This window comes from Humibacter ginsengisoli (assembly GCF_054780095.1).
Map to the genome: position 1 here is coordinate 199,045 of NZ_BAAGWZ010000011.1, position 26,612 is coordinate 225,656.

Consider the following 26,612-nt stretch of genomic DNA (forward strand, 5'->3'; position numbering starts at 1 on the left):
CTCTCTCATTCCTCATGGTTGTGTGCGGCGGTCAGGATGCTCCGGGCCTGCCGCATCAACGGCTCGTCGACCATGCGTCCACGCACTGTGAACACGCCGTTCTCGGACGCGTTCGCCGCGTCCATCACCTCGAGCGCCCACGCGACAGCGTCGGCGGAGGGCGCGAACGCACGCCGCAGCACGGCTACCTGACGTGGATGGATGCACAGTGCGCCGGCGAATCCGGAGCTGTAGGCATCCGCCGCCTCCTCGGCCAGTCCCTCTTCGTCGGCGATGTCCAGGTGCACGGTGTCGTACGCAGGCTTGCCGAACGCGGCCGCCGCGATCAGCACGCGGGCCCGCGCGTGGCGTGCCACGTCGCGGTACCGGCCGTCGGCTCGCCGGCTGGACGTGCCGCCGATCGCGGCAGCCAGGTCTTCGGCGCCCCAGGTCAGCGCGACCACCGCGTCACACGCCGCAAGGTCCTCCGCACGCACGATGCCGAGCGGGCTCTCGCAGAGTGCGACGACGCGCACGTCGGGAATCGCCGCCGTAAGCGCCTCCACCTGCTCGGGGCTCTCCGCCTTCGGCAGCATCAGCGTGCGGAAGGGTGTGTCGAGCACCGCACGGATGTCCGCCTCCTGCTCGCCGGTGTCGCTCGCGTTCACGCGCACGATCGTGGTCTCCGGGCGCAGACCCGCCGACGTGGCGGTGAGAAGCGCGCGACGGGCGGCATCCTTCCCGTCGCGCGCGACCGCATCCTCGAGGTCGAGGATGACCGTGTCGGCCGCTGCCGCCGCCTTCGCGTACCGGTAGGGCCGATCGGCCGGGCAGAACAAAAGGGCCGGCCCCGGCAGCGGAAGCTCAGCGTTCATCGGCCGCCCCGCCTTCGTGAAGTGCCTCAGCGTTCTCCGGCGACTCCGGTCGACACAGCATGAGCGTCGACCGCACAGCCACCGCGACGACCTCGCCGCGCTGATTGCGGCCGGTGTGCTCGAACTCGACGATGCCCTGCCCTGGGCGGCTCTTGGAGAGTCGCTTGGAACGTATGCGCGTCTCGGCATACAACGTGTCCCCGGCGCGCATGGGACTCGGGAAGCGGATGTCGGCGAAGCCGAGGTTGGCCACGATGGTGCCCTGCGTGAGCTGCGCCACCGACATGCCGACAAGGGTCGAGAGCGTGAACATGCTGTTGATCAGCCGCTCGCCGAACTCCGTGGACGCCGACCATGCGGCATCCAGGTGCAGCGACTGCATGTTCATGGTGAGGGTGGTGAACAGCACGTTGTCGGCCTCGGTCACGGTGCGCCCCGGCGCGTGCACGTAGACCGAGCCCTCCTCGAACTCCTCGAAGTACAGCCCGCGCTGCTGGATGCGTCGTTCCTCACTCACGAGAGCTCCTGTTCATTGCCGGTCGCGCCGTCGCCCGCCATCGCCACCACCGCGACGACCTGGTCGCCGGTCACCTGGTCGCCGACGGCGACCCGCAGCGACACCGTGCCGGCGTGGGGCGCCCGCAGCACGTGCTCCATCTTCATCGCCTCCACGATCAGCACCGGGTCACCCTCGGCGACGACCACGTCGTCGTCCACGGCGATCACCGTGACCGTGCCGGGCATGGGCGAACGCAGCTCCGGGTTCGAGGCCTCGTCGTCGGCGGCATCGGACACCGCCTCCCGCTGCACAAGCGTGAAGGATGCCCCGTCCTGGAACAGCAGCACGCTGGCGCCGTCCACGGCGAAGCGGTACTGCCGCGTGGCCCCGCAGGCACGAACCCTCGCGACATCGCGCTCGAGTTCGACGGATGCCTCGACCGGCTCCTCGTCCCCTACCGCGACGCGAGCAGCATCGGGTGCGCCGGTGATCAGCACATCGACCGCGTGCTGCTGCCCGTGTGACCCCAGCGCGTAGCGGGACGGTGCATGCTCCCCCAGCCGCCAGCCGGACGGTACGTCCCACGGGCCATGCCCCGCCGCCGTGCACGCCAGCGAATGCAACACCAGCGCTGCCGCCAGCAGCACCTCATCGTCGACGGCCCGGAACCGCAGGCCGTCGAGCCTGCGCTCGATCAGCTCGGTGTCGAGACGTCCGGCGCGCACGTCGGGGTCGTTCACCAGCAGCCGCAGGAACTCCACGTTGGAGTCGACGCCGAGGGTCACGAACCTGCCGAGCGCGGCATCCAGCCGCTCCAGAGCCGTGGCACGATCGGGCGCCCACGCGATGAGCTTCGCCATCATCGGGTCGTAGTCCGAGGTGACGGTGAGCCCCTCGATCAGCGCACTGTCGACGCGGATGCCGTCACCGGCCGGCTCGTCGAGCCGCAGGATGCGCCCGCCGGTGGGCAGGAATCCGCGCTGCGGGTCTTCGGCGTAGATCCGAGCCTCTACGGCGTGTCCGGCCAGCGTCACGTCGTGCTGTGCGAAGTCGAGCCGCTCCCCCGCCGCGATGTGGAGCTGCTGCTCGACCAGGTCGATCCCGCGGCGCCCGTCGATCACACCGACCAGCTCGGTGACCGGATGCTCCACCTGCAGCCGGGTGTTCATCTCCATGAAGAAGAACTCGTCAGGGGCATCCGCGGAGACGATGAACTCGACCGTGCCCGCACCGCGATACCCCACGCTGCGGGCCGTCTCGACGGCCGCCTGGCCGATCCGTTCCCTGGTCGCGGCATCCAGGAGCGCCGACGGCGCCTCTTCGATCACCTTCTGGTGTCTGCGCTGCAACGAGCACTCCCGCTCGCCGAGATGCACGGTCGTGCCATGGGCATCCGCAAGCACCTGCACCTCGATGTGCCGCGGCGTCTGCACGAAACGTTCGATGAAGAGCGTGTCGTCGCCGAACGACGAGGATGCCTCGCGCCTCGCCGTCTGCAGCGCCTGCAGCAGGTCGCTCTCCTGCTCGACCAGGTGCATGCCCTTGCCGCCGCCGCCGGCGGACGGCTTGATGAGCACCGGAAACCCGATCTCGAGCGCCGCACGGGCGAGGGTCTCGTCATCGAGCCCGGGTTCCGCGATGCCCGGCACGGTCGGAACACCGCGCTCTGCGACCGCCTTCTTGGCCCGGATCTTGTCGCCCATCACCTCCAGCGCCTCGACGCCAGGACCGATGAACACGATGCCGGCCGCCTCGCACGCTCTGGCGAAGTCGGCGCTCTCGGAGAGGAACCCGTACCCAGGGTGGATCGCGTCAGCGCCCTGGGAGCGCGCCGCATCGATGATCCGCTCGGTGGAGAGATAGCTCTCGGCGGCGCGAGCCGGCCCGAGGCGGACGGCGACGTCGGCGAGGCGCACGTGGCGGGCATCCGCGTCGGCGTCGCTGTAGACCGCGACCGAACGGATGCCCAGCGAACGCAGGCTGCGGATCACCCTGCAGGCGATCTCGCCGCGATTGGCGATGAGCACGGTGTCGAACATGACGGTCACATCCTGAAGACGCCGTACGAGACGTCGTCCATCGGGGCGCGGGAGCAGACCTCGAGCGCCAGCCCCAGCACGGTTCGCGTGTCGGCGGGATCGATGACCCCGTCGTCCCACAGCCTCGCCGTGGAGTAATAGGGACTGCCCTGCTTCTCGTACTGCTCGACCACCGGCTCCTTCAGCGCGGCCTCCGCCTCGGCGGAGAGCGTCTCGCCCTTGGCCTCCAGCTGGTCGCGGCGGATGGTGGAGAGCACCGAGGCGGCCTGGGGTCCGCCCATCACCGAGATGCGGCTGGCGGGCCACATCCAGAGGAAGCGCGGCGAGTAGGCGCGGCCGCTCATCGAGTAGTTGCCGGCTCCGAACGAACCGCCGATGATCACCGTGAGCTTGGGTACCCGCGCGCACGCGACCGCGGTGACCATCTTGGCGCCGTGCTTCGCGATGCCGGTCGCCTCGTACTCGCGACCCACCATGAAACCGGTGATGTTCTGCAGGAACACCAGCGGGATGCGCCGCTGATCGCACAGCTCGATGAAGTGCGCACCCTTCAGCGCCGACTCACCGAACAGCACGCCGTTGTTGGCGACGATGCCGACCGGATGCCCGTGGATGCGCGCGAACCCCGTCACCAGGGTGCGCCCGTACTCGCGCTTGAACTCGTGGAACCTGCTGCCGTCGACGACGCGCGCGATGACCTCGCGCACGTCGTACGGCTCCTGCAGGCTGACCGGCACGACACCGTACAGTTCAGCGGGATCGACCGCGGGATCCTCGGCCGGCTCCACCTTCCACGCGCGTTGCCGCGGCGGCGGCAGCTGCTCGACGATGTCGCGAACGATGCGCAAGGCGTGTGCGTCGTCGTCGGCGAGGTGGTCCACCACGCCGGAGAGCCGCGCGTGCGTGAGCCCGCCGCCGAGATCCTCAGCGCTGACGACCTCACCGGTCGCGGCCTTCACGAGCGGCGGTCCGCCGAGGAAGATCGTGCCCTGGTTCTTCACGATCACTGTCTCGTCGCTCATCGCCGGGACGTACGCGCCGCCTGCGGTGCTGGAGCCGAGAACGGCGGAGATCTGCGGGATGCCGCGGGCCGACATCCGTGCCTGGTTGTAGAAGATGCGCCCGAAGTGCTCCCGGTCGGGGAACACCTCGTCTTGACGGGGAAGGAAGGCCCCGCCCGAGTCGACCAGGTAGATGCACGGCAGCTCGTTCTCGAGCGCGATCTCCTGAGCTCGCAGGTGCTTCTTCACGGTCATCGGGTAGTACGTGCCGCCCTTGACCGTCGCGTCGTTCGCCGCCACCATCACAAGCCGGCCATGGATGCGCCCGATTCCCGCGATGAGGCCGGCGCCGGGCGCGTCGCCGTCGTACATCTCCTCCGCCGCGAGCGGCGCGATCTCGAGGAACGCGCTGCCGCGGTCCAGCAAGCGGTCGATGCGGTCCCTGGGCAGCAGCTTGCCGCGAGCCACGTGACGCTCCCGCGACGCCTCGGAGCCGCCGCGCGCAACCCGGCTGAGCCGTTCGCGGAGCAGCCGTACCTGCTCCCGCTGCGCCCGCTCGTTGGCGGCGAACTCGGGACTCGAGCGCCGTGCGGCACTGGTGAGCACATCCATGGGCAGCGTCTCCGGGCCGCGAGAAAAGAATGCGGCGATCAAGATTCAGTGAACGGCCAATAACTGATTTCAGGTTATCGATCGTTCACCGAGTTGTCCAGGCGCATATCCTGGAAGACGTGGCACAGACCTGGCGGGCGACCGAGAAGGCCCGCACGCGCCAGAAGTATCTGGATGCCGCCGTGCGGCTCTTCGCCCGGCGCGGCTTCCACGCGGTCTCGATCGACGAGCTCGGCTCCGCCGTCGGGCTGAGCGGGCCTGCGCTGTACCGGCACTTCCCCGGCAAGGAGGCAATGCTCGGCGAGATCCTGGTGAGCACGAGCGAACGCCTGCTCGTCGGCCTGGAGAAGACGCTGGAGCTGCAGACCCCCGACGAGGAGACGCTGCGCAACCTCGTGCACTTCCACCTCGACTTCGCGATGGCCGAGCGCGACATCATCCGCATCCAGGACCGGGAGCTGCCGAGCCTCCCCGAGGAACAGAACCGCACCGTACGGCGGCTGCAGAACCGATACCTGGACGGATGGGCCGACGTGCTGCTGCGCCTCCGTCCCGGGCTGACGCGGGCGGATGCCCGGGTGCAGATGCACGCCGTGTTCGGCATCCTCAACTCCACGGCGCACAACTCGATGAGCGATCGCTCCGTGGATGTGCGCGGAATCCTCGAACGCGCCGCGGTCGCGGTGCTTCTCGGGCCCGTCAGCGAGCGGTGACCTTGCCGAAGACCCGGGCGATCGGGGCCACGATGAGCGGTCGCGCGGCCACCCAGCCGGCGGCCATCGCCACGAGCGACAGCACGAAGATCCAGAACCCGGCCCAGTTGACGGCATCCTGCCCGCCGTACATGTGGTTGAGGTTGCGCAGCGCACCGGTGGCGAACACGAGCGCGACGTGCACGATGATGAACGCCACGAAGTAGATCATCACCGGGAAGTGCACGGCACGCGCCCACTCCACGGGGTAGGCCGAGTTGAGCCGCTTCGCGCCCTTCGGCCACACGCCTGACATGCGCACGCCGGTGATCGCGGCGAGCGGCGCGGCGATGAACACGGTCACGAAGTAGGCCAGCTCCTGCAGTGAGTTGAAGTTGACCCATCCGTCGTCGGTCGGCCAGTTCAGCGATGCGTACTTCAGCGCGGCGGTGATCGCGTTCGGGAACACTGACCAGTCCGTGGGAACCAGTCGCATCCACTGTCCCGTGCTGAACAGCAGCACGACGAAGACCGCCCCGTTGACCAGCCACAGCACATCCAGCCCCTGATGCAGCCAGAGGTTGAGGCTGATCTTGTGCTTCGGGTTGCGCTTCGAGGTCCAGAAGGCGTTCGGGCGCTTGTCGCGACGAACCGTCAGGCCGGTGCGGATGATGAGCACGATCAGGAAGGCGTTGAAGAAGTGCTGCCAGCCCACCCACGCCGGGAACCCGATCGGAGCGCCGTTCGGCAGCGCGTACTGCCCCGGATAGGTGCGCACGAAGTCGCGCATGAAGTCGAGCCCGAGGAACCAGCGCACGGCGAGCACGACGACCGTCACGAGGCCGACGATCGCGAGCGCGAGGATGACCGCGACTCCGACCCACTGCGCCGGGGTGAAGGCGCCGAGCGTGCGGGGGTCTGTGGCCGTGGAGGATGCCGGGCGAGCGGGTGTCGCCGTGCGGGCGGCGGTGGATGCCGGGTGAGCGGACATGGGCGTGCGGGGTGCGGCGGCGGGCACGCGAGCGGCGGGAGGAGGTGCCGCGGGGGTCGGCGCTTGCGGTTGCGGCTTGGCCTCTGCGCTGGGTGCCGCAGTGCCCGCCGCCTTCGGGATGCCGGTACGGGGCAGCGACGACCGGCGATGTGGCGGCTGCGAGGATGCGGGCGGTCCGGCGGCCGGGGGCGGCGAGGATGCCGGCGGCTCGGACGGCCCGGCAGCCGGAGGCTGCGCGGGTGCGGACGGCCTGGCAGCCGGGGACGACTGCGTGGTGCCTTCTGGTTCGGCCGTTTCGCCAGCCCCCGGACGACGGGGCAGCCCCCGGCGCATGGCGGGCGGCTTCGCGTCGGACGATGCGCCGGAATTCGGACGATCCGCCGGACGCGAAATCGCTTCCTCATGCGGCCGATCGTTCGTTTTCCGGCCGACCACGTCAGGGATTGGCGCCCCGTCGGACGACTCATCCGCCGACGTCTCGGCGAGCTGCGCGGCGGCGACGGGCGGCCAGGCCTCGCCACCGCGCGTTCGAGGCAGGCCTCGCCGCCCGGCCGGCACCGGCTACGCCTTCCGCGCTTCGAGCGCGGCGATCAGCTGCGGAACGACCGTGAACAGGTCGCCCACGACGCCGAAGTCGGCGATCTCGAAGATCGGAGCGTCGGCATCCTTGTTGATGGCGACGATGGTCTTCGCCGTCTGCATGCCCGCCTTGTGCTGGATCGCACCGGAGATGCCGAGCGCCACGTAGAGCTGCGGGCTCACCGAGACGCCGGTCTGCCCGACCTGGTACGAGTGCGGCACGTATCCGGCGTCGACGGCGGCTCTGGATGCCCCGACCGCGGCCCCGAGCACGTCGGCCAGCTGCTCGACGAGTTCGAACTTCTCTGCCGATCCGAGTCCCCGGCCACCGGAGACCACCTTCGCCGCGCCGCGCAGTTCCGGACGTGAGGATGCCGCCACCTCGGCCTCGAACGACTCGATCGTGGCCGCGCGCGCTCCCGACGGCGTCACCGTCAGCTGCTGCGACTGCGCCGGGGCCGCCTCGGCACGGGCATCCACGGCGCCCTCACGGAGAGTGACCACGAGTGGGCCGAACGTTGCCGCAGAATCGACGTTGAACGCGCCGCCGAACACCGAGTGGTGCACGACCACGCCCTCCTCGTCGCGCGAGAGGCCGACCGCGTCGACCGCGATCGGCAGCCCGGCCCGAGCGGAGAATCGGCCGCCCACATCCCGCCCGTCCACGGAGTTGGACACGAGAACGGCATCGGGCTGCACGAGCTCGAACGCCGCGGCGAGCGCGTCGACCACGGGAACGGTGAGCTCGGCACCCGGCTCGGCCAGCAGCACCTGCTGCGCACCGAGCGACGCCGCCTGCTCGGCGACACCCTCCGCATCAGAGACCAGAAGCGCGACCGGCGAGCCGATCTGCGCCGCGGCACCGAGCATCCCGGCGGCGCTCTTCGCAAGCTGTCCGTCGGCGCGCACCTCGAGCAGGGTCAGGATGGGGTTGCTTCCGAAATCGGGCATCGTCGCCTCCCTCACGCCAGCCGGTTCTGCACGAGGAACTCGGCGAGCTGTTCGCCGGCATCCCCCTCGTCGACGATCTTCACGCCCGCCCCGCGTGGTGGCCGCTCACTCACAGCGATCATGATCGAGCGCGGCGCATCCTCCCGCTCGGCGACGACGCCGAGGTCGGCCAGCGAGAGCACCTCGTACGGCTTCTTCTTGGCCGCCATGATGCCCTTGATGTTGGCCATGCGGGCATCCGGGAGCGACTCCGTGATCGAGATCACGGCCGGCAGGGATGCCGACACCGTGGCGACGCCGTCGTCCAGCACGCGACGACCCGACACCGAGGCATCCGTGATCTCCACGGATGCCAAAGCGGTCAGCTGCGGAACGCCGAGGCGCTCGGCGAGCATCGCGGGGATGACGCCACCCGACCCGTCGGTGGACTCGTTGCCCGCGATCACGAGGTCGAAGCCGGTGTGCTGCAGCGCTGCGGCGAGCACCTCGGAGGTGAGACCAAGGTCTGCACCGAGCAATGCCTCGTCGACGACCTGCACCGCGGAGGACGCGCCCATGGCCAGCCCACGACGGATGCTCGCCTGCGCCGATTCCGGCCCCATTGACAGGAGCACGATCTCGGTGTCCGGATGCCCGTCAGCATACGAAAGCGCAACCTCCAGTGAGCGCTCCCCGATCTCGTCGAGAACGGCGTCGCTTGCTGCACGGTCGACGATGCCGGTTTCGAGGTCGAGTCTGCGGTCCCCGTAGGTGTCGGGGACCTCCTTGACCAGAACGACGATCTTCATCGCACCGGCACCGCGTCGAGGGCGTACAGGTCGTCGGCGCCCGCGACCGCGGCGCTCTCCAGTCCCGACACCTGCGGCAGGATCTGCTGCGCGTAGAAACGAGCGAGCACGAGCTGCTCGGCCGCGGACTCGTCGCCGACGGATGCCGCAGCCAGTGCAGACTTCGCCAGCAGCCACGCGCAGACGCACAGCCCCCACATGCGCAGGTACGGGCTCGATCCGGCGAGCACGGCACGGGGGTCGGAAACGCCCGTGCGAAGCATCCACTGCGTCGTTCGCTTGAGCGTACCCAGCTGGGTCTCCAGCTGGGTACGGATCGCGGCGAAGTCCTCGCCGGCGCCCGCGAGATCGGAGTCGAGAGCCTGCAGCTGCTCGATGAACTCCAGCGCCGATGCACCGTCTCGCACGGGCAGCTTGCGGCCGACGAGATCGGCGGCCTGGATGCCGTTCGTTCCCTCGTAGATCGCGGCGATGCGGGCGTCCCGGTAGTGCTGGGCGACGCCGGTCTCCTCGATGTAGCCCGACCCGCCGTGCACCTGCAGTGCCAGCGAGGTGAGCTCGATGCCCTGATCCGACCCGAAGGACTTGCAGATCGGGGTGAGCAGGGCGACGACCTCGCTCGCGCGCTCGCGAACCGCAGCGTCGGGGTGGTGCGTGGAGAGGTCGACCTGCACGCCGTGCAGCAGGATGAGCCGCCGCAGCGCCGCGATCGAGGCCTGCTGCGTGAGCAGCATGCGACGCACGTCGGGGAAGTCGATGATCGGCGACGGCTCGGACGAGCCGGGCGCGCGGCCCTGGATGCGCTGCTTCGCGTACGCCAGCGCGTCCTGGTACGCGCGCTCCGCCAACGAGACGCCCTCGAGGCCGACCGAGGTGCGGGCCGTGTTCATCATGATGAACATGATGCTCATGCCCCGGTTCTCCTCGCCGAGCAGGTATCCGGTGGCACCCTCGTACGACATGACACAGGTCGGCGAGCCGTGGATGCCCATCTTGTGCTCAACGGACAGCGCGCGTACTCCGTTGCGGTCGCCGAGCGTGCCGTCGTCGTTCACCAGGAACTTGGGCACCACGAAGCAGGAGATCCCACGCGTGCCCTCCGGCGCATCCGGGGTGCGGGCCAGCACGAGGTGCACGATCTGATCCGTGAGGTCGTGCTCGCCGAAGCTGATGAAGATCTTCTGCCCGGTGATCGCGTAGGTGCCGTCTTCGCGAGGCACGGCGCGCGTGGTCAGGGCACCGACATCCGACCCGGCCTGCGGCTCCGTCAGGTTCATGGTTCCGGCCCACTCGCCGGTGACCATCTTCGGCAGGAACCGCCGCTGCAACTCCTCGGTGCCCACCGCGGTGAGCGCCTCGATCGCACCCTGCGTGAGCAAGGGTCCGAGCGCGAACGACATGTTCGCCGAGGTGATCATCTCCTGCATCGCCAGGCCCACCGTGCGCGGGAAGCCCTCGCCGCCGAACTCCTGCGGCATGGGCACGCTCCCCCAGCCGGTCTCGACGTAGGTGCGGTAGGCATCCTTGAACGCCTGCGGCACCGTGACAGAGCCGTCGGGGTGGTATTGCACGCCTTCGGTATCGCCGATGCGGTTCGTGGGCGCGATCACCTTCGTGACGAATTCGCCGTAGCTCTCGAGCAACTCGACGACCGTGTCGAGATCGGCATGCTCGTAGCCCGGCAGAGCGGAGATCTCCGGATACCCGACAACGTGTTCCAGGGCGAACCGAAGATCAGTGAGAGGTGGACGATACTCAGCCATGCCTCCACGTTAATGGACGTTAACTGGATGTGAGAAGGGGATGCGTGTCAAGGCCCTGTGATTCCGGCTCGGCTCGGAGTGGACTTGTCGCTTGTATCCAAACGGTGCGTCGGAAGGAGATTCGTATGCCAGGGCGAGAGGACATGCCCTCGACGATCCGTCGATCGGACAAGCACGCCCAGAGCCTGTGGGCGAAGACCCACGATTCGGCCGTCAAGGAGTATGGCGAGGGACAACGGTCGCATCGCACCGCATTCGCCGCGCTGAAGAACGAGTACGAGAAGGTAGGCGATCATTGGGAGCGCAAGGCAGAGCGCGGACCCTCCGACAAGCAGGCCGAGGGCGGCAGGAACACGCGCCGCAAGACGGCCGGCGGCGTGGATGCGAACGCCTCGAAGGAGCATCTGCTCGACGTGGCGCGCCGGCTGGACATCCGGGGCCGCAGCTCGATGAACAAGGATGACCTCGTCAAGGCGATCGAGAAGGCCAACGATCGGGCGACGGCGAAGAGCCGGTCCTGAGAAACCTCTACCGGCGTCATGAATGCCGCTTCCGCGCGTCTCTCAGAGAGAGACCAAAGGGGTATTCGGGTGCCTGTTGTGAGTTGCAGTGTTTCATACGATCCGAACGCGTTCCGTTCGCTCTATCGGAGTCCGTCGGATGACGAACTCAAGACGGCTGTGGAATCGGCTCAGGCGGCCGTCCTACGGGAAAGCGCCGGAGACTGCTGGGTGATCCTCGACGTCGAGGCGGACGCGGCGGTCGATGCGAGGGTGAACCTCATCGTCGCCGTGCCGGATGGCCCGGATCACCGTGTTCGGCTGCACGAGGCCGTCGAACGCTTCGAGCGCAAGGTGACGGCACGCATCGGCGGCTTCGTGAATCGCGGGCTGCGCGTCATCGAGGCGCACAGCCCGATCGCGGTCGCCCGCTGCTAGCGACCTTCGACCGCGCCGCCACGGACACCGAGGCATTGCTCCGGGGTCGATGTCATCGTTGGCACTAACATCGGAGCATGACTACCCGGGAGCCGTCCGCGAGCAAGAGCGGCCCACGACGCCGGCCGCGCCTGCAAGACATCGCCGAGGCCACTGGGGTGAGCATCAAGACCGCCTCACGCGCAATCCGCGGCGACGGGCCGGTGCGGGATGAAACCCGCGCTCGCGTCCTGGCGGAAGCGGAACGGCTGGGCTTTCAGCTCAACGACATCGCGGCCGGGCTACGGCGCAAAGACCAGTCGATGACCACGGTCGGCGTCACCCTCGGCGATTTCACCAACCCCTTCTTCGCACCGATGCTCCGGGGCATCTACTCGGTCGCGGCACAGCACCACCACCTCGTGCTCTCCGGTGACGCGCAGAACGATGAGGAACTCGAGCACCGGGTGATCCGCCAGTTCTTCGCGCACCGGGTCGCCGGTCTCATCGTCGCCCCGATCAGCGCGGACCTCGGCTACCTGGTGGATGAGGCGTCTTACGGCGCCGCCATCGTGTTCGTCGATTCGCCGCCGCCCGGGCTCGACGGTCTGCTCGATTCCGTCACCACCACCAACGAGCAGACCACGCGAGATGGAATCGCCATGCTGGTGGCGCGAGGCCATCGTCGCATCGGCTACCTCGGGCATCCACTCTCCGGTAGCGGGGCCCTCGAACGGTGGCAGGGCTACCGGTCAGGGCTCGAAGCTGCAGGCATCCCGCTCGACATGTCGATCGTGCGCGACGGCCTCGTCACCGAGGGCGAGGCCCGGGTAGCCGCCGAATCGCTGCTGGCGATGCCGGATGCACCCACTGCCGTTTTCACTGACAACAACCGGCTCTGCACGGGGCTGCTGCTCAGCGATGGATACGATCGGAGACTCGTCGACGTTCTGAGCTTCGACGACTTCCCGCTCGCACCGAAGTTCGGGGTGAGCGTCATCGACAGCGACCCCTACGAGGTGGGCCGCGTCGGAGCGCAGCTCCTCTTCGATCGGCTGCAAGACAGGGCTAGGCCGGTGCAGCGGGCTGTGGTGCCGGCCAAGCTCGTCGTGCGCAAACCCAGCTGACCGGCACCCGAGAACCGGGAAATACCCCGCTTCAGGCGACGAGTCGAAGCCATGCTGCGGCCAGTGCCGCGTGCCCCGCCGGAGTGGGATGAACGCCGTCCGCAGCCCAGTACTCCGGCCCCGTGGTCGCCGCGAGCTCGGCGAACATCCCATCCGCCGCGAGCAGGTGCGCCCCGTATCGCCTGGCGAGGTCCCGCACCGCTTGGATCTTCGGATCGAGATCGTCCCGCTGCGCTCTCTGCGCCGCATCCAGCGGGAGCAGGAACGGCTCGATGAGGATCAGTTGCACGCCGCGCTCCGCGAGCGGTGCGAGCAGGCGGTCGTAGCCGGCCGCGTAGTCCTCGACCGGGATCACATAGCCGTCGGGCGCGTAGGTATGCCAGCCGACATCGTTGATGCCGACCAGTACAGAGACGACGTCGGGTTCCGCATCCAGCACATCCTGCTGCCACCGCCCCTCGAGGTCCATGACCTTGTTCCCGGCGATGCCCGAATTCAGCCATCGAATCGCACGCTCCGGATGCCGCAGGCCCCACTCGCCCGCGACCCGCAGCGGGTAACCCCATCCGAGCGGCTGCTCGATCTCGAGGTGCTGGCAGTCGGTGATCGAGTCTCCCGTGAACATCACGGTGCTGCCGGGGTTGAGGGTGATCGTCATGCGGCTTCCTTGTCGTGAGGGGTGAAGGTGGCGACGCCGATTGTCGTGTCGCTCTGTCCGTAATAGGCGAACCACGTACCGCGGTGGAACACGAGCCCCTCGACGAAGGTGACATCGTCGACGAGCCCATGCCGCTCCTCAGGCGACGACGGCTCGAGCCAGGGCTCGGTGAGCTTCGCGACGACGCGGTCGGGACGGTGCGGGTCGATGAGAATCTGTCCGCATGCGTACCGCACGTCGTCGACGGCATGCACGATGGCGCTGTTGTGCATGAGCAGCACATGGCCGGTTCGGGTGATGACGGGCTGAGGTCCGGTCTCCACCAGGTCGCCCATGAATGTGCCGGGCTCCGGCCTGAGCACAGGCTCCGGGTTCGCCTCCCAGTGCAGCAGATCGGTCGAGTACGCGACGTGCACATTGCCCTCGCCGAACCACATGAGCCAGCGACCGTCGATCTGCTGGGGAAGGATGACCCCTCCCTTGCTCCACTCCTCACCCGGCGTCTCGCGGACGCCCGAGAACGTGTTGATCCCTGGAACGATGGGACCGTGCTTCTCCCAGTTGCGCAGGTCGGAGGACGTCGCGAGGCATAGCCGGGCCGTGTGCCTGTCCCATCCCGTGTAGGTGCAGTAATACGTACCGTCGATGAACACCAGCCTGGGGTCCTCGCATCCGTATCGCTCCCAGTCGTGCTCTGGCACCATCACCGGTTCCGGCTCGGTGTCGAAGGAGAATCCGTCGTCACTGAACGCCAGGCCCAGGGACGACACGATGTCGTCGGCGTGCGCTCGGTAGAGAAGCGCGATGCGGTCGTCGACGACGATCGCGGCAGGGTTGTAGACGTTGCTCGACTCCCATGCGTGCCTCCCCGGCCGGAGCACAGGATTGTGCTCGGCCGGGGAGAACGGGCCGAACGGAAAGTCGATCGGCGGTGCTGCGGTCATTTCTTGATGAGCCCCTTGATGCCGGAGACGGTTGAGGCGATTCCCGCATCGAGGCTCGTCTTGCCCTCCAGCATCGGGTTCCACGACGTCGTCCCGATGTCGCCGGCCTTCGTCGACCAGGCATCGAGGAACTGCGTGATGAACTTCTGCTTGGCGCCGAGCTCGTACTTCGCGGTGGCCGCGATGCTCGCCGACGCGGCATCGCCGTTGGCCGCGAGAGCCGCGTAATACCCCTTGCTCCCTGCGGTGTATGCGATGGGCGCCACCGGCTCCTTCTTCATCGCATCGTTGAATCCGGTCGTGTCCATGTACGAGATCGTCTTCCAGACGGCATCCGGGTTCTTGAGCGTGGCGGGTGAGCACACGCCGTTCGCTTCGATCGGCTGCACGTTCGCCTTCGAGCCGACCGGCCAGGGCGCGAAACCCCAGTTGAACTTCGGCTTGTTGGGGCTGATGAAGTTCTGCAGCCACTGGCCGCCGAACATGAGCGGGATGCTGCCGTTGGAGAACGCCGCCATCGCGTTGGTCGCGTCATAGTCGGGGTTCGTCATCTGTCCCGCCTTGATCGCATCCACGAACTTCTGCGTGCCCGCCTTGAAGGTGGAGTCCGCTTGCACCCGGGTGGCGTGCACGAAGCTGTCGACGAATGGCTTGCCACCGTTCGCAACGGAGTACGCCGAGGCACCCTGGATGCTGTCCAGCAGCGGCCATTGGTTGACCAGCGGCGTGCTCGACGGGTTCTTCTCCTTCAGCTTGGCGATGTCGGAGTACAGGTCATCCCACGTCCATCCGATCTTCGGGGCGTCCAGGCCGGCCGCCTTGAAGGTGTCGGCGTTGTAGAAGAAGCCGTACGTGTTGGCCAGGGTGGGGACGCCGGCGAGCTTGCCGTCGGTGGTCTTCCACATCGCGAGCGAGCCGGGCGCGAACCCGCTGCTCTTGAGGCCGTCGCCGGAGTCGAGCTTCGACGACCAGTCGTAGAGCAGGCCCTCCGATGCGAGGTTCTGCGCCTCCGCCGTGGTGCACCAGAAGAAGTCGGGCGCCTTCTTGGAGAGGATGAGGCTCGCGAGCTTCTGCGCGTAGTCGGAGTTCGGTGCGGGGTCGCGCTCGATGGTGATGCCCGAAGACTTCTCGAACTTCTTCATCGTGGCGTCGAGCGCCGCATTGGTTGTCGTCGTCTCCCAGGTCATGTACGAGACCTTTGCGCCGGACGATCCTGAGCCGTTCGATGAGGAACTGCAGCCGGCCAGTGCGAGGCCGGTCAGTGCGACTGCCGCGAACGCGGCGGTCATGCATGAGCGATGCATGTGACTCTCCTTCGAGTGGATGTGGTGGTGGGTTGGGGGTGACGCCGGTTCATTTCGAGATGGTCCCCAGGGATCCGATGCCCTCCATGAAGTAGCGCTGGGCGAGGAAGAACAGGATGAGCGGCGGCAACATGAACAGCAGGTTGGTCGCCATGTAGTAGTTGTATTGAGATCCGGCGGTGTCTCCGAGGAACGAGGCCATGCCGAGCGAGAGAGTGAACTTGGATCCCGTCTGCAGGTACACCAGCGGGTTGAGGTAGTCGTTCCACGCGAACTGGAACGACATGATCGCGATGGTGATCGACACCGGTTTGGTGATCGGCAGCATGATCTTCGTGAAGATGGTCCAGTGCCCTGCACCGTCGAGCAGCGCGGACTCGTCCAGGTAGCGCGGGATGGACTGGTAGTACTGCCTGGCCAGGAACACGAAGACCGGGCTGCCGAAGAACGCGGGAAGGATGAGCGGAACCCAGGTGTCGATCAGCCCGAGCGAGATGTAGAGATGTTGCAGGGGGATGAGGCCGACGATGCCCGGCACGAAGAGGCTGCCGGAGATGAGCGCGAACCAGAGCTTGCGACCGGGGAACTCGATCCGCGAGATCCCGTAGCCGACCACCATCGAACTGATGACGGCACCGACGGTCGACAGCACGGTGACGATCACGGTGTTGAGGAGCAGCCGGTAGAAGTCGATCATGTTCGGCCCGGTCACGAAGTTCGACCACTGGAACTCCTTGGGAAAGAAGGTGGGCGGCAGCTGGTTGATGTCGCCGTTCGACTTCAGCGCGATGCTGAGCATCCACACGAGCGGCAGCAGCATCGAGACGGCGAGCAACGAGCACAGCAGGTACCACGCGATGCGTGAGACCACGATCGGCACCCGCTGTGAGAAGGACGAACGAACGTTGCGGGCTGCGACGGATGTCATGCCTCACCTCCGGCGGAGAAGCGCCCGCGAGTGAGCCGCAGCATCCCGAACGTGACGATCATCACGATCAGGAAGAGGACCCATACCTCTGCCGTGGCGTACCCGAGGTTCGGGGACGCGATGAAGTTCGCGAACCCGTCCGAATAGATCTTGTACATCAGCAGGTCGGTCGACGTTCCCGGCCCGCCCTTGGTGAGGATGGCCACCTGCGTGAATGTCTGGAACGCGCCGTTGAGCTGCAGCACGAGTTGGAGCAACAGGATGGGTCCGATCATCGGAAGGGTGATCTGGACGAACCGGCGGACCGCCCCCGCGCCGTCGACCTTCCCGGCCTCCGTCAGCTCGACGGGTACCGCCTGGAGCCCGGCGAGGAAGATGATCATCGTGCCGCCCACGCCCCACACGCCCACGATGAGCACGGACGCAAGTGCGACATGGGAGTCGCCCAGCCACATGCTCGTCGGCAGATGGAGCGCGCGCAGAACCTGGTTCGCGAGCCCGTACGTCGGGTCGTAGATGTACTTCCACAGGGTGAGCACCGCGACCGCGGGAAGCACGACCGGCAGGTAGAAGATCGTGCGGAAGAGCTTCACGCCGCGAAGCGAACGATTGACGAGCACTGCAAGAGCCAGCCCGGCGGCGATCGTGGCCGGCACCGAGATGACGACCCAGAGCAGTGTCACCTCGATGGAAGGCCAGAACTTGGGGTCGGTCGTGAACATCTCGACGTAGTTGTCGAAACCGATCCACTTGGCAGGCGTGAGCCCGTTCCACTCGGTGAAGGAGTGATACAGCGACGTCACCATGGGGTAGCCGACGAACAGGACGAGCCCGATGATGGCCGGCGAGATGAAGAGGTAGCCGGCGAGGGCATCCCGTCGCTTCTTCGCCGACAGGCCGGGCGACCTCACCCGCCCTCTCGCCAGCGTCCGCGCGGGCGGCGCCGGCATGCTTTCGATGGTGGCCCGTGTCATCCGTTCTCCTCCTCGAGCCGGTCGTTCCGGTGGATCCGGAGCGTGATGATCTGAAAGGGACGGAACTGCAGCGATGCGGTGCCTCCCTCGTGGGGAAGGTGCTCGAGCGTGCGCTCGAGCAGGTCGGCCACCGACGCGCCCGCAGAGTCGATGTCCCAGCTGACGGTGCCGCTCGTGCGGGCACCGAGTGCCTCGTACAGGCGTACGACGAGGTCGCCGGACCGGTCCTCGGCGAGCTTGACGCTCTCCACGACGACACCCGCGCCATCGACCCGGATGATCGGATCCACGGGGCCCGCTCCGATGCGCTCGCGTAGCGGCAGGTTCAGCCGATGCCCGGCAGCGACGGCGTCTGCGATGGTCGCATCGCTCACCAGTCGGTAGGCGAACCGGTGCACACCCTGATCGGCCTCCGGATCCGGATACCGCGGAGCCCTCAGCAGCGAAAGACGGACGTTTGTGCCCGGCAGACCGCCGCCCGCCGGCTCGCGCCTGCGCACGTCGTGCCCATACGTCGAGTCGTTGGCGATCGCGACGCCGAATCCGGGTTCACCGACGTGCACCCATCGGTGCGCGGAGATCTCGAACTTCGCGGCGTCCCAGGTGGTGTTCCCGTGCGTGGGGCGCTGCACGTGGCCGAACTGGATCTCGGAGGTGGATGTGTCCGTTCGCACGTCGAGCGGGAAGGCGACCTTGAGGAATCGCTCCGCCTCGTGCCAGTCGACCTCGATCTCGAAGTCGATCTCGCGTTGCCCCGGTCGCAGCGTCGTGCGCTGGATGGCGGAGGACCGCCCGAAGCGACGATGCACGACGACCGTGGCCGAGCCGTCCTCGTTCCGGTCCACCCGCAGGTCGTCGACCTCCTCCAGCACCTGCGCCGTTCCGAGGTAGTGCTCGTCGACGTCCCAGGCATCGAACGCGTTGGGCAGGTCCTGGTGCAGCACCAGTTCGCCGATCCGGCCGCCTTCCGGCACCAGTTCCCGCGCCCGTCGCACGTCGATGACGCTGGGCATCGCCCCTGTCTGGTCGATCGTGATGCGCAGGGCGCCGCCGTCGAGGATCGTGAGTCCCTCTTCCTGTCGCACCGCGACCGCCGGCAGGTCAGGGTCCTGGCCGGGGGTGGCGGCGCTGAGAGCGGGCACGCCGAGAGCCGGAACGGAGGCGGCGTTGAACGCGACGACGCTCGTGCCGTGCCCTGCCAGCGCCTCGAGTGCGTGTTCGATGAGCGCCTCGAGCTCGGTGCGAACCGCCGCGTAATTCTCCGCCGCCTGCCTGTGAACCCATCCGATCGAGGAGCCCGGCAGGATGTCGTGGAACTGCTGGAGCAGCACCGTCTTCCACAAGCGGTCGAGTTCGTCGTACGGGTACGGGACACCCAGCCGGGCTGTGGCGGTGGCGCTCCAGAGTTCGGCTTCGCGCAGCAGGTGCTCGCTGCGGCGGTTGCCCTGCTTCGTCGCTGCCTGCGAGGTGTACGTGCCGCGATGGCCTTCGAGGTACAGCTCGCCCACCCACACCGGGGCGTCGGCGTACTCGGCCTCGGCCGCGCGAAAGAACGACTCAGGTGTGGCGTGCTGGATGCGCGGCGACCCTTCCAGGTCTGCCTGACGCCGCGCCCGCTCCATCATGATGACGGTCGGTCCGCCTCCGCCGTCGCCGTGCCCGAACGGCACGATCGACATCGTCGCTCCCCCGTGGTCGCGGAAGTTGGATGTGGCGTGCTGCAGCTCGCTGGGGGTCAGTTCCGACAGATAGCTGTCTACCGGCGGCATGTGACTGAACAGCGTCGTGCCGTCGATCCCCTGCCAGCGGAACGTGTGATGCGGGAACTTGTTCGTCGGGTTTCCCCATGACAGCTTCTGGGTGAGAAACCATCGGTAGCCTGCGAGCGCCGCGATCTGCGGGAGAGCAGCCGTGTAGCCGAACGAGTCCGGCAGCCAGACCTCCTCCGGCTCGAATCCGAACCGGTCCGCGAAGTAGCGCTTGCCGTGCAGCATCTGGCGCACGAGTGCTTCCCCGCCCGGGAGGTTCGTGTCCGACTCGACCCACATGCCACCGGCCGGGATCCACTGCCCGCGAGCGACGGCATCCTTGATCCTGGCGAACAGCTCCGGATGCGTCTGCTCGATCCACGCATACTGCTGCGCCTGAGAGCACGCGAACCGGAACTCCGGATACCGGTCCATCAGATCGAGCACGTTCGAGAAGGTGCGAGTGCATTTGCGGATCGTTTCCCGCGTCGGCCACAACCAAGCCGAATCGATGTGTGCGTGCCCGATCGCGGCAAGCCGGTGGGCACTGCTGTCTGCCCCTCGCTTCAGTTCCGGCGCCAGGACCGCGCGCGCTGCGCTCGCGGTACCAGTGACGTCGTCCAGATCGAGGGCATCGCATGCCCGGTCGAGCGCAGCCAGCAGGCGCACACGGCGCGGGCGCTCGGCGGGCAGCTCCTCCGCCCAACCGAGCAAGACGTCGAGATCGACCTCGAGTGCCTGCACCTCGGGGTCGAGCAGAACGATGTCGGCCCTGGCCAGCCGATAGAGCGGAGGACCGTCGGCTGCCAGCCCGTCGCCGAGGTGCGTCGGCCGGAACTGGGCCGCGGCGATGTCGGGGTTGGCCGCGGCCTCCACCCACAGGTCGACGCTGGGATCGTCGAGGCGCAGCGGCGCCCACTGCGATCGCGGGTGGATGCCCTTGACGATCGCGCCGTCGCGGCTGTGCACGAGGCCCTCGCATTGGAATCCGGGACCCGAGTCCGGCTCGAACCCGATGTCGATCATCGCCACGAGGGTCGGCGCCGTGGACGCGAGACGCTCGCGCGTCCGCTCCGCGCGCGTCATGGCATCCGCCCACCCGCCCGGCACCGTCCCGGTCAGGTGGAACCAGCTCGTCGTCCATGCCGGCCCCCAGGGGTCACCGATCGCTGCCGGCCGGAACGCCTCGGCCGGCGCAATTGCGCTGACGAAGGGCTCCGGCTCACCCGGAAGCCCACGCACGGTGACGTCGAGCGGCACCACGGCCGCTTCGGTCGCGGGGCGGACGCGTTCGCGGAGTACGCGGCGAGCGCGGTCGATCACGCGCTGGGGACTGCTGTGCATGGTTCGGTGGCGCTTTCTCTGCAGGGTGAAGTCGACGTGCACGAGCATCTGGAAAGCCGTGCCGGGGTCTTAGTAGGTGCGCTCTGAAAGTCGACCTGGTGGGAGAGCGACTCCTCGAAGGTGTTCATGTACTGCGTCGCAACCTCATCGTTGTGAGAGCTCCTCATCGAGTGGACTCGTGAGCCGGGACTCCGGCCACGGCAATGAGTGTGACAGCGTTGACATCCAATTGTCAACGTTGACATCATTGTCACATGGAAGTCGCTTCGACGACCCGGCCGTGGCTCGGGCCGCTCTACGACAGCGCGGTCGAGACACTGGATCGCAACGTCGTACAGGACGCCATCGGCACCTTCATCCGAGCCGGCGGCGGTTATGCAGATCCGTGGACCCGCGACGCGGCGCTCAACAGCTGGGGCGCGGCGAGCATCCTCAGGCCTGACATCGCGCGAGCGACGCTCCTGCGCGTGTGCGACAGACTTCCCGACGGCAGAGTGGCCGTCGCTCAGGATGACCAGTGGTGGGATCAGATCGTATGGGTACTGGCCGCCTGGGATCTCGCCGCTACGACCGGAGACGTCGGCTTTCTCAGGACGGCATGGAACGTGGGACGCGCCACCGTTGAGATCCTTCACCGCGACCGCTTCCGGTCACGATGGGGTCTCTACGCGGGGCCGGCGCTCATGCAGGACGGCATCTCAGGCCTTCCGACACCGCCCGCGACGAGCGATGAGCCGAGCTCCTTCGTGCTCGACTATCCCGAAGCCCACGAGATCATGGCCCTGTCGACGAACGTGCTCTACGTGGCGGCGTACCGCTGTCTCGACGACATGGCCCGAGCATTGGGCGAGGATGCCTGCGACTTCGCCGACCGGGCGGATCACCTCACCGACGCCATCCGCCGCCATCTCGCAGACGGCGATACCTTCGGATACTTCGTGCACGGTTCCGGTGATCTCGCGGGCACCCTTGACCGGAACAGGGAGGCCGCGGGTCTCGCTCTCGCGACCATGTTCGGCGTCGCACCGCCGGGTGCGGCGCCCGCGGTGCTCGGTTCAGTGGGGCGGGGTTCGGCTGGGGCGGTGAATGTCGCCCCTCACTTCGCCGACAGGTATTCGGATGAGCGGCCCGGACGCCACAACGCCATGTGCTGGCCCATGGTCATGGGACTCGTGGGCCTCGCCTCCTCGGTGACAGGCGACGCGGGCGGCGCCACCCGTGTACTCGAGGATTTCCGGGTGTTGGTCAGCAACAGCGGCGGCCGATTCGACGAGGTGTACGACGCGCTCACCGGGAATCCGAGCGGTGGCTGGCAGTGCGGCCGGCTCTGGAACAGCGAGCCGGATCAGACGTGGTCTGCGACATCCTTTCTCCGCCTTGTGCACTTCGGGCTGTTCGGCATGAGGCCACAGGCAGCGGGGCTCGGCTTCAGGCCGTCGCGGCCGGCGGGCGAAATCGTGACCGCACTCGACCTGCCGTATCGCGATGCGAGGCTCGACGTCACCGTCGAGCCGGGCGAGCGCTTCTCAGTCTGGGTTGATGGACGCGATGTGACGCGCTCAGACGTGCATGTTCCAGGTGACATCACGGGCCACCACACCGTGAGGGTGACGGTTTCGGAGTGAGTGCGCTACCGGATGCGGACGGCGTCGGGCTGGATGCTGATCGCGATCCGAGTGGTCTCCCCGAGGTCGTCACCGTCGACCTCGAACACGCGTGGCTCATCGAGCTCGATCGTGAGCGAAGTGACGCGTCGATGTGTGGTGCTGTCGCTGCTCTCGGCGGCGTCGTCGCCGGGCGTCATGAGCCGCTTCAGTCCGTTGTGCCATGCGAAGTTGCGCAGCGTGTCGGCCCAGCCCGCGATCCCCTCCGCGTTCAGGATCAGGAGGTCGAGCTCGCCGTCGGCCGGGTCGGCGTCGGGGAGCAGATTCAGGCCGCCTTGCAGGGTGCCGCAGTTGCCGACGATCACCGTGTGCGCCTGCTCCTCCGTCACCTCGGTCCCGTCGAATTCCATCCGGATGCCGATCACCTCGCTCGCGGAAAGAGCGCGTCCTAGGGACTCGACGTAGGCCACCCAGCCGGCCTTGTCTTTGAGATCGTCGTTCGTCTCGGTGATCATGTGCGCGTCGATCCCGAAGCCGGCCATGACCGCGAACGCATACCGTTCGGGGCCACCCTCCATGGTGACTTCGGCCCATCCGATGTCGATCGGCTTCGCGCTCCCCTCGAGCGCACGAGCGAACGCAGCCGGCAGATCGTTCAGGGGCACGCCGAGGTTGCGGGCGAGAAGATTGCCGGTGCCCAGCGGAATGATGCCGAGCTCGACGTCCGCGTTCGTCTCGGCAAGGTGTTCGGCGACCGCCCGGACCGTGCCGTCGCCACCCGCGGCGAGCACGAGCTCGGCTCCGGCGTCGAGCGCCTCCGCCGTGGCTGCGCGTCCAGGGTCCTTTTCGCTGGTCTCGAACCACGAGACCTTCGACTCACGCGGGACCGCGGCCTCCAGGTCTTCTCTGCTGGTCTTCGACGGATTCCAGACGATACCCACGTGCTCGGCACTCATCGTAGCGTTCCCTCCATCGGGCAAAACGAAACCCCCGGCTCACGCTCGACTTCTGCGTGATTCCGGGGGCTTCTACTGTCTCAACACAGTGTGCGCCATGAGGGATTCGAACCCCCAACCTTCTGATCCGTAGAAAGGCGCGATGCGTCCGTCGTGGTCCACAGGCTACACGGCGCCTGGACGAATGTTCACCCAGTTCGAGACACACGCCCCCGGATCGTCGGAGGTTGCTGTCAGGGTTGCTGTCAGGAAGGAGCCATCATGTCGAACCTGGCGAGAGGGAGCGAGCGCTATCGAGCGCTTAACGACTGGCTGCTGTCTTGTTCGCAGGGCGAGTTGTCCATCCCACTCTCAGAGATCGAAGACATGGTCGGCTTCCAACTTCCATCGCGGGCGTGGTCGGACCCTACTTGGTGGTATTCGGCGCCCCGGAACACATGGGCTCGGTCTTGGTTGTTGGCTGATCGTGCAGCTTCACTCGATGTCGCCGAGTCCCGCGTCACGTTCAAGCCAGAGCGGTACTCGCCCGTGCTCGACCACGCGCGTGCTGATGATCAACGCAAGCGCACGATTGGTTGGGCTCGTGAGCAACTCAGTGAGGACTCCTCCCTCTGGGCAGAGCACGTAAAGCTCGGGTGGTGGGAACCGCACACGGTCTACGTGCTCCACAAGAACAACGAGCCCATATACAAGGTCGGCATCACGAACTCGCGTACGGACCGCAGGACCCGCGAACAAACCGCCAAGGGCCGCGCAAGCCTGGTTGAGACGACCGAGGTTCCAAACAAGTGGGCTGCCGTCCTCGTAGAGGGACGCGTTCTCGAGTTGACCGAGCAGGCTCGCAGGCACGCAGATCCGTTCACCTACTTCAATGGTCAGACCGAGCATTGGGACGATTCCCTCGTCCCGCCGGAGCTCTCCCCTATCGTCGCAGAACTCGCCGCCGACGGGTCGCTTCGCTACTGGTCCTCATCGCTGGACCGAAATCATCCGCGCGTCCTGCCTAATCCAATTACTGAGCTCGGAAACTACTGAGCTCGGAAACCGCGAATAGAGAGGCAACGATGATGGACAGCTCGCCGAAGAATCTCGTCTTTCTTCGCAACCCTCAGGACGATCCCCTCTACGCTCTCGCCATGGACTTCATCGACGTCTGGCGTATCAATGGACACGTCCCTGACGATGCGGAGCTACAGGAAGCGCTTAGAGCAAGTCAACTCTGGTCGCCAACAAGCCTGAACGATCTCCGCCAGGTAATCAACGCGATGGAACCCGCCTTTACATGACTTCGCATGACCAGATCGGGACCATTACAGACGCCGAGCTCTCCCATATGCCGGCGGCCGAGGTCACAGAGCGGCTCCGTGTGATCCTCGGCACCAAGCTGGTGGCGTACATCGCAGGAGTCCCGACGCGATCGGTACTCGGCTGGGTTGGCGGTGGCACCACCGGTCCTTCAGACGCGAACCAACAACGTCTCCGCGCAGCTCTACGGGCTGCCGACTACCTCCAGCAGTGCGAGGGATCCGCCACCGTGCAGTCATGGTTCATGGGCATGAACACAGATCTGGACGATCAGTCACCGGCCAAGCTGCTACGTGACAGTGAAGACCCAACCGCTGATGCTGCCGTGGTCTTCAGTGCAGCTCGGTCGTTCGAACAGGCGTAGATTCCCGCCCGACTGTCCGGTGCTGCTCACCGAGGAGCGCGCGGACCGCAGCGAAGCGAGGACCGCACGCACCGCAGGTAGGCTCCGCCGGGCGCAGCCCGGCGGCTTGAATGAGTAAAGAAAGTTCTCACGACCTAACCGGGGCACTCACCAGAAGCCGCTACGTTCACCGGCACTCAGGCACCGACCGCGCGCCATCAACCGGATCACCTTGCGTGCGCTCGGCCATCCACAACGCCCGAGTCCCAATCCTCTGCACCACGGACTGGGGACAACAAGCGGACGGAAACTCGGCGTCGCATCGCCCCAGCCGAACGTCCAGCTGATTGAATGTCGGTCGACACCGATACGTTGAGACCGCGACGCCGAAAAGAGAAGGACTCGTCGCCGCCAGAAAGTCGCTATCGCGCGGCCACCCTGGTCGCCACGGTCGCGTCGCACTCCGATTCAGACTACCGAGAACCAGGAAGCCCTGTATGAACAGCCAAACATTCCGCATGGGCGAGCTGTTCAGTGGACCTGGCGGGATGGCGCTCGGAGCTCGGCTGGCGGCGCAGGCCATCGAGGGCATTTCTCTAAAGCACGCATGGGCGAATGACTACGATCTAGATACCTGCAAGACCTATCTGAGCAACATCCTCATACCCGAATACGGTGACGATGCGAAGTTGGTCGAATCGTCGGCTGACCTTCCGAGCGCTGGCGGCGGGATCGTTCACCAGAACGTGCACGATCTCGTGATTGACGGTCTTGGCGATATCGATGGCTTCGCTTTCGGCTTCCCCTGCAATGACTATAGTCTCGTGGGCGAATGGAAAGGCCTCCATGGCGAATATGGTCCGCTATATACATATGGCGTTAAGGTCCTAGCCTCTAAGAGACCCAAGTGGTTCGTTGCCGAAAATGTTTCCGGGCTTCGGGGAGCGAACGAAGGCAAGGCATTTAGGCAAATCCTCGAACATCTGCAGACCCCGGATGATGGCCCTCGATATCGCATCGTCCCTCACCTCTATTCGTTCGATGAATACGGTGTCCCACAACGACGGGAACGGATTGTCATTGTGGGCATACGGGAGGATCTCGACGTCGAGTTTCGGGTCCCCTCTCCTGAGATCTATAAAGATGTCGACGTGAGTGCAAAAGCTGCACTCACCGTTCCGCGGATCGATATCCATGCACCGAACCATGAGTTCGCGCGACTATCGCCGCAAGTTGTGGAGCGCTTAAGTTACCTGAAAGCAGGCGAGCACGCGTTCTCTCCGCGGGCTCTTGAAGTTATGCCCAAACGACTCCAAATCAAAACTCGAACCACGATCAGCACGACATACAAACGGCTCGAGCCGGACAAGCCCTCTTACACCGTCACTGGGGCCGGCGGCGGCGGGTCATATGTCTACCATTGGGTGCTCGATCGTGCATTGACCAATCGCGAAAGGGCACGCCTCCAAACATTCCCAGACGATTTCGCGTTCATAGGAGTCAAGGAAAGCGTGCGCAAGCAAGTAGGAATGGCCGTCCCGGTCAAAGGCGCTGAGGCCATTTTCACTGCGCTTTTCAAATCGTTCTCTGGTGTCCCCTATTCTTCGATTGAGCCGAACATCGAGGTCTCGAAAGTCCTAACTTCAAAGCGAAGGACGACAGCGTAGCTCACGTCGCCCGTCCTCGTCGCG

At 66.6% G+C, this 26,612-nt stretch carries 24 protein-coding genes; 9 read left to right on the forward strand and 15 right to left on the reverse strand.

Annotated features, from left to right (window positions below; all coding sequences use genetic code 11):
• Positions 1-5 precede the first annotated feature (5 nt).
• From ACYVI5_RS15195 to ACYVI5_RS15210, 4 genes are read right to left on the reverse strand one after another with little or no spacing between them, the layout of a single operon-like run.
• Entirely contained in the window at positions 6-854 is an 849-nt protein-coding gene (locus ACYVI5_RS15195) for an HpcH/HpaI aldolase/citrate lyase family protein (protein WP_460580948.1), read from the reverse strand.
• Positions 844-1,371, reverse strand: coding sequence for a MaoC family dehydratase (locus tag ACYVI5_RS15200; RefSeq protein ID WP_460580949.1), 528 nt, complete (start codon positions 1,369-1,371; stop codon positions 844-846). Before ACYVI5_RS15200 ends, ACYVI5_RS15195 begins: the two co-directional genes overlap by 11 nt.
• A complete protein-coding gene (locus tag ACYVI5_RS15205; RefSeq protein ID WP_460580950.1) occupies positions 1,368-3,392 on the reverse strand; it encodes an acetyl/propionyl/methylcrotonyl-CoA carboxylase subunit alpha in 2,025 nt (674 codons plus the stop codon). Before ACYVI5_RS15205 ends, ACYVI5_RS15200 begins: the two co-directional genes overlap by 4 nt.
• Positions 3,393-3,397: 5 nt before the next feature.
• Positions 3,398-5,005: a carboxyl transferase domain-containing protein gene (locus ACYVI5_RS15210; protein WP_460580951.1), complete on the reverse strand. Its 1,608-nt coding sequence runs from the start codon at positions 5,003-5,005 to the stop codon at positions 3,398-3,400.
• Between the two features lie 119 nt (positions 5,006-5,124).
• On the opposite strand from ACYVI5_RS15210, the gene ACYVI5_RS15215 reads away from it, so the two are divergent.
• Entirely contained in the window at positions 5,125-5,718 is a 594-nt protein-coding gene (locus tag ACYVI5_RS15215) for a TetR/AcrR family transcriptional regulator (protein ID WP_460580952.1), read from the forward strand.
• Here ACYVI5_RS15215 and ACYVI5_RS15220 read toward each other — a convergent pair.
• From ACYVI5_RS15220 to ACYVI5_RS15235, 4 genes are all read right to left on the reverse strand, one after another.
• Entirely contained in the window at positions 5,705-6,688 is a 984-nt protein-coding gene (locus tag ACYVI5_RS15220; protein ID WP_460580953.1) for a cytochrome b/b6 domain-containing protein, read from the reverse strand. The genes ACYVI5_RS15215 and ACYVI5_RS15220 overlap by 14 nt on opposite strands.
• A gap of 561 nt (positions 6,689-7,249) precedes the next feature.
• The gene (locus tag ACYVI5_RS15225; protein ID WP_460580954.1) at positions 7,250-8,218 is read right to left on the reverse strand and encodes an electron transfer flavoprotein subunit alpha/FixB family protein; all 969 of its coding nucleotides are present in this window, start codon (positions 8,216-8,218) and stop codon (positions 7,250-7,252) included.
• 11 nt (positions 8,219-8,229) lie between these two features.
• The gene (locus ACYVI5_RS15230) at positions 8,230-9,006 is read right to left on the reverse strand and encodes an electron transfer flavoprotein subunit beta/FixA family protein (RefSeq protein ID WP_460580955.1); all 777 of its coding nucleotides are present in this window, start codon (positions 9,004-9,006) and stop codon (positions 8,230-8,232) included.
• Positions 9,003-10,769, reverse strand: a complete 1,767-nt coding sequence (locus ACYVI5_RS15235; RefSeq protein WP_460580956.1) for an acyl-CoA dehydrogenase — start codon at positions 10,767-10,769, stop codon at positions 9,003-9,005. Before ACYVI5_RS15235 ends, ACYVI5_RS15230 begins: the two co-directional genes overlap by 4 nt.
• Before the next feature lie 125 nt (positions 10,770-10,894).
• On the opposite strand from ACYVI5_RS15235, the gene ACYVI5_RS15240 reads away from it, so the two are divergent.
• The 3 genes from ACYVI5_RS15240 to ACYVI5_RS15250 all read left to right on the forward strand — a co-directional run bounded on the left by ACYVI5_RS15240 (position 10,895) and on the right by ACYVI5_RS15250 (position 12,813).
• Positions 10,895-11,290: a ChaB family protein gene (locus tag ACYVI5_RS15240; RefSeq protein ID WP_460580957.1), complete on the forward strand. Its 396-nt coding sequence runs from the start codon at positions 10,895-10,897 to the stop codon at positions 11,288-11,290.
• Positions 11,291-11,359: 69 nt separating this feature from the next.
• Entirely contained in the window at positions 11,360-11,707 is a 348-nt protein-coding gene (locus ACYVI5_RS15245; protein WP_460580958.1) for a phage tail sheath protein, read from the forward strand.
• Positions 11,708-11,784: 77 nt separating this feature from the next.
• Positions 11,785-12,813, forward strand: coding sequence for a LacI family DNA-binding transcriptional regulator (locus ACYVI5_RS15250; protein ID WP_460580959.1), 1,029 nt, complete (start codon positions 11,785-11,787; stop codon positions 12,811-12,813).
• 31 nt (positions 12,814-12,844) lie between these two features.
• Here ACYVI5_RS15250 and ACYVI5_RS15255 read toward each other — a convergent pair whose 3' ends face one another.
• Genes ACYVI5_RS15255 through ACYVI5_RS15280 form a run of 6 tightly spaced genes read right to left on the reverse strand, consistent with a single transcriptional unit; the run spans position 12,845 to position 20,713 of the window.
• The gene (locus tag ACYVI5_RS15255) at positions 12,845-13,471 is read right to left on the reverse strand and encodes an SGNH/GDSL hydrolase family protein (protein ID WP_460580960.1); all 627 of its coding nucleotides are present in this window, start codon (positions 13,469-13,471) and stop codon (positions 12,845-12,847) included.
• Positions 13,468-14,415: a glycoside hydrolase family 130 protein gene (locus tag ACYVI5_RS15260; RefSeq protein ID WP_460580961.1), complete on the reverse strand. Its 948-nt coding sequence runs from the start codon at positions 14,413-14,415 to the stop codon at positions 13,468-13,470. The genes ACYVI5_RS15255 and ACYVI5_RS15260 overlap by 4 nt, the downstream gene beginning before the upstream one ends.
• Positions 14,412-15,719, reverse strand: coding sequence for an ABC transporter substrate-binding protein (locus ACYVI5_RS15265; protein ID WP_460580962.1), 1,308 nt, complete (start codon positions 15,717-15,719; stop codon positions 14,412-14,414). Before ACYVI5_RS15265 ends, ACYVI5_RS15260 begins: the two co-directional genes overlap by 4 nt.
• Positions 15,720-15,768: 49 nt before the next feature.
• A complete protein-coding gene (locus ACYVI5_RS15270) occupies positions 15,769-16,647 on the reverse strand; it encodes a carbohydrate ABC transporter permease (protein WP_460536141.1) in 879 nt (292 codons plus the stop codon).
• The gene (locus tag ACYVI5_RS15275; RefSeq protein ID WP_460536140.1) at positions 16,644-17,621 is read right to left on the reverse strand and encodes a carbohydrate ABC transporter permease; all 978 of its coding nucleotides are present in this window, start codon (positions 17,619-17,621) and stop codon (positions 16,644-16,646) included. The genes ACYVI5_RS15270 and ACYVI5_RS15275 overlap by 4 nt, the downstream gene beginning before the upstream one ends.
• Entirely contained in the window at positions 17,618-20,713 is a 3,096-nt protein-coding gene (locus ACYVI5_RS15280) for an alpha-mannosidase (RefSeq protein WP_460580963.1), read from the reverse strand. Before ACYVI5_RS15280 ends, ACYVI5_RS15275 begins: the two co-directional genes overlap by 4 nt.
• A gap of 254 nt (positions 20,714-20,967) precedes the next feature.
• Here ACYVI5_RS15280 and ACYVI5_RS15285 point away from each other — a divergent pair, with 254 nt between their 5' ends.
• Positions 20,968-22,338 (forward strand): glucosidase family protein, encoded by a 1,371-nt coding sequence (locus ACYVI5_RS15285; RefSeq protein WP_460580964.1) that lies wholly within the window; start codon positions 20,968-20,970, stop codon positions 22,336-22,338.
• Positions 22,339-22,343: 5 nt separating this feature from the next.
• Here ACYVI5_RS15285 and ACYVI5_RS15290 read toward each other — a convergent pair whose 3' ends face one another.
• Positions 22,344-23,273, reverse strand: coding sequence for a diacylglycerol/lipid kinase family protein (locus tag ACYVI5_RS15290; RefSeq protein ID WP_460580965.1), 930 nt, complete (start codon positions 23,271-23,273; stop codon positions 22,344-22,346).
• Between the two features lie 261 nt (positions 23,274-23,534).
• Between ACYVI5_RS15290 and ACYVI5_RS15295 the strand changes: the two genes are divergently transcribed.
• The 4 genes from ACYVI5_RS15295 (at position 23,535) to ACYVI5_RS15310 (ending at position 26,588) form a co-directional block, all read left to right on the forward strand.
• Positions 23,535-24,308: a hypothetical protein gene (locus ACYVI5_RS15295; protein WP_460580966.1), complete on the forward strand. Its 774-nt coding sequence runs from the start codon at positions 23,535-23,537 to the stop codon at positions 24,306-24,308.
• 101 nt (positions 24,309-24,409) lie between these two features.
• Complete coding sequence (locus ACYVI5_RS15300; protein WP_460580967.1) at positions 24,410-24,559, forward strand: hypothetical protein; 150 nt, start codon at positions 24,410-24,412, stop codon at positions 24,557-24,559.
• Positions 24,556-24,942: a hypothetical protein gene (locus ACYVI5_RS15305; protein ID WP_460580968.1), complete on the forward strand. Its 387-nt coding sequence runs from the start codon at positions 24,556-24,558 to the stop codon at positions 24,940-24,942. The genes ACYVI5_RS15300 and ACYVI5_RS15305 overlap by 4 nt, the downstream gene beginning before the upstream one ends.
• Positions 24,943-25,418: 476 nt before the next feature.
• Entirely contained in the window at positions 25,419-26,588 is a 1,170-nt protein-coding gene (locus ACYVI5_RS15310; RefSeq protein WP_460580969.1) for a DNA cytosine methyltransferase, read from the forward strand.
• Positions 26,589-26,612: the final 24 nt, after the last annotated feature.

Excerpts from the sequence above, each read along its gene's own strand:
- ACYVI5_RS15195 (WP_460580948.1), bottom strand. The coding sequence starts at position 854 with ATGAACGCTGAGCTTCCGCTGCCGGGGCCGGCCCTTTTGTTCTGCCCG.
- ACYVI5_RS15205 (WP_460580950.1), bottom strand. The coding sequence starts at position 3,392 with ATGTTCGACACCGTGCTCATCGCCAATCGCGGCGAGATCGCCTGCAGG.
- ACYVI5_RS15210 (WP_460580951.1), bottom strand. The coding sequence starts at position 5,005 with ATGGATGTGCTCACCAGTGCCGCACGGCGCTCGAGTCCCGAGTTCGCC.
- ACYVI5_RS15220 (WP_460580953.1), bottom strand. The coding sequence starts at position 6,688 with ATGTCCGCTCACCCGGCATCCACCGCCGCCCGCACGGCGACACCCGCT.
- ACYVI5_RS15225 (WP_460580954.1), bottom strand. The coding sequence starts at position 8,218 with ATGCCCGATTTCGGAAGCAACCCCATCCTGACCCTGCTCGAGGTGCGC.
- ACYVI5_RS15230 (WP_460580955.1), bottom strand. The coding sequence starts at position 9,006 with ATGAAGATCGTCGTTCTGGTCAAGGAGGTCCCCGACACCTACGGGGAC.
- ACYVI5_RS15235 (WP_460580956.1), bottom strand. The coding sequence starts at position 10,769 with ATGGCTGAGTATCGTCCACCTCTCACTGATCTTCGGTTCGCCCTGGAA.
- ACYVI5_RS15240 (WP_460580957.1), top strand. The coding sequence starts at position 10,895 with ATGCCAGGGCGAGAGGACATGCCCTCGACGATCCGTCGATCGGACAAG.
- ACYVI5_RS15250 (WP_460580959.1), top strand. The coding sequence starts at position 11,785 with ATGACTACCCGGGAGCCGTCCGCGAGCAAGAGCGGCCCACGACGCCGG.
- ACYVI5_RS15255 (WP_460580960.1), bottom strand. The coding sequence starts at position 13,471 with ATGACGATCACCCTCAACCCCGGCAGCACCGTGATGTTCACGGGAGAC.
- ACYVI5_RS15260 (WP_460580961.1), bottom strand. The coding sequence starts at position 14,415 with ATGACCGCAGCACCGCCGATCGACTTTCCGTTCGGCCCGTTCTCCCCG.
- ACYVI5_RS15265 (WP_460580962.1), bottom strand. The coding sequence starts at position 15,719 with ATGCATCGCTCATGCATGACCGCCGCGTTCGCGGCAGTCGCACTGACC.
- ACYVI5_RS15270 (WP_460536141.1), bottom strand. The coding sequence starts at position 16,647 with ATGACATCCGTCGCAGCCCGCAACGTTCGTTCGTCCTTCTCACAGCGG.
- ACYVI5_RS15275 (WP_460536140.1), bottom strand. The coding sequence starts at position 17,621 with ATGACACGGGCCACCATCGAAAGCATGCCGGCGCCGCCCGCGCGGACG.
- ACYVI5_RS15280 (WP_460580963.1), bottom strand. The coding sequence starts at position 20,713 with ATGCACAGCAGTCCCCAGCGCGTGATCGACCGCGCTCGCCGCGTACTC.
- ACYVI5_RS15285 (WP_460580964.1), top strand. The coding sequence starts at position 20,968 with ATGGAAGTCGCTTCGACGACCCGGCCGTGGCTCGGGCCGCTCTACGAC.
- ACYVI5_RS15290 (WP_460580965.1), bottom strand. The coding sequence starts at position 23,273 with ATGAGTGCCGAGCACGTGGGTATCGTCTGGAATCCGTCGAAGACCAGC.
- ACYVI5_RS15295 (WP_460580966.1), top strand. The coding sequence starts at position 23,535 with ATGTCGAACCTGGCGAGAGGGAGCGAGCGCTATCGAGCGCTTAACGAC.
- ACYVI5_RS15300 (WP_460580967.1), top strand. The coding sequence starts at position 24,410 with ATGGACTTCATCGACGTCTGGCGTATCAATGGACACGTCCCTGACGAT.
- ACYVI5_RS15305 (WP_460580968.1), top strand. The coding sequence starts at position 24,556 with ATGACTTCGCATGACCAGATCGGGACCATTACAGACGCCGAGCTCTCC.
- ACYVI5_RS15310 (WP_460580969.1), top strand. The coding sequence starts at position 25,419 with ATGAACAGCCAAACATTCCGCATGGGCGAGCTGTTCAGTGGACCTGGC.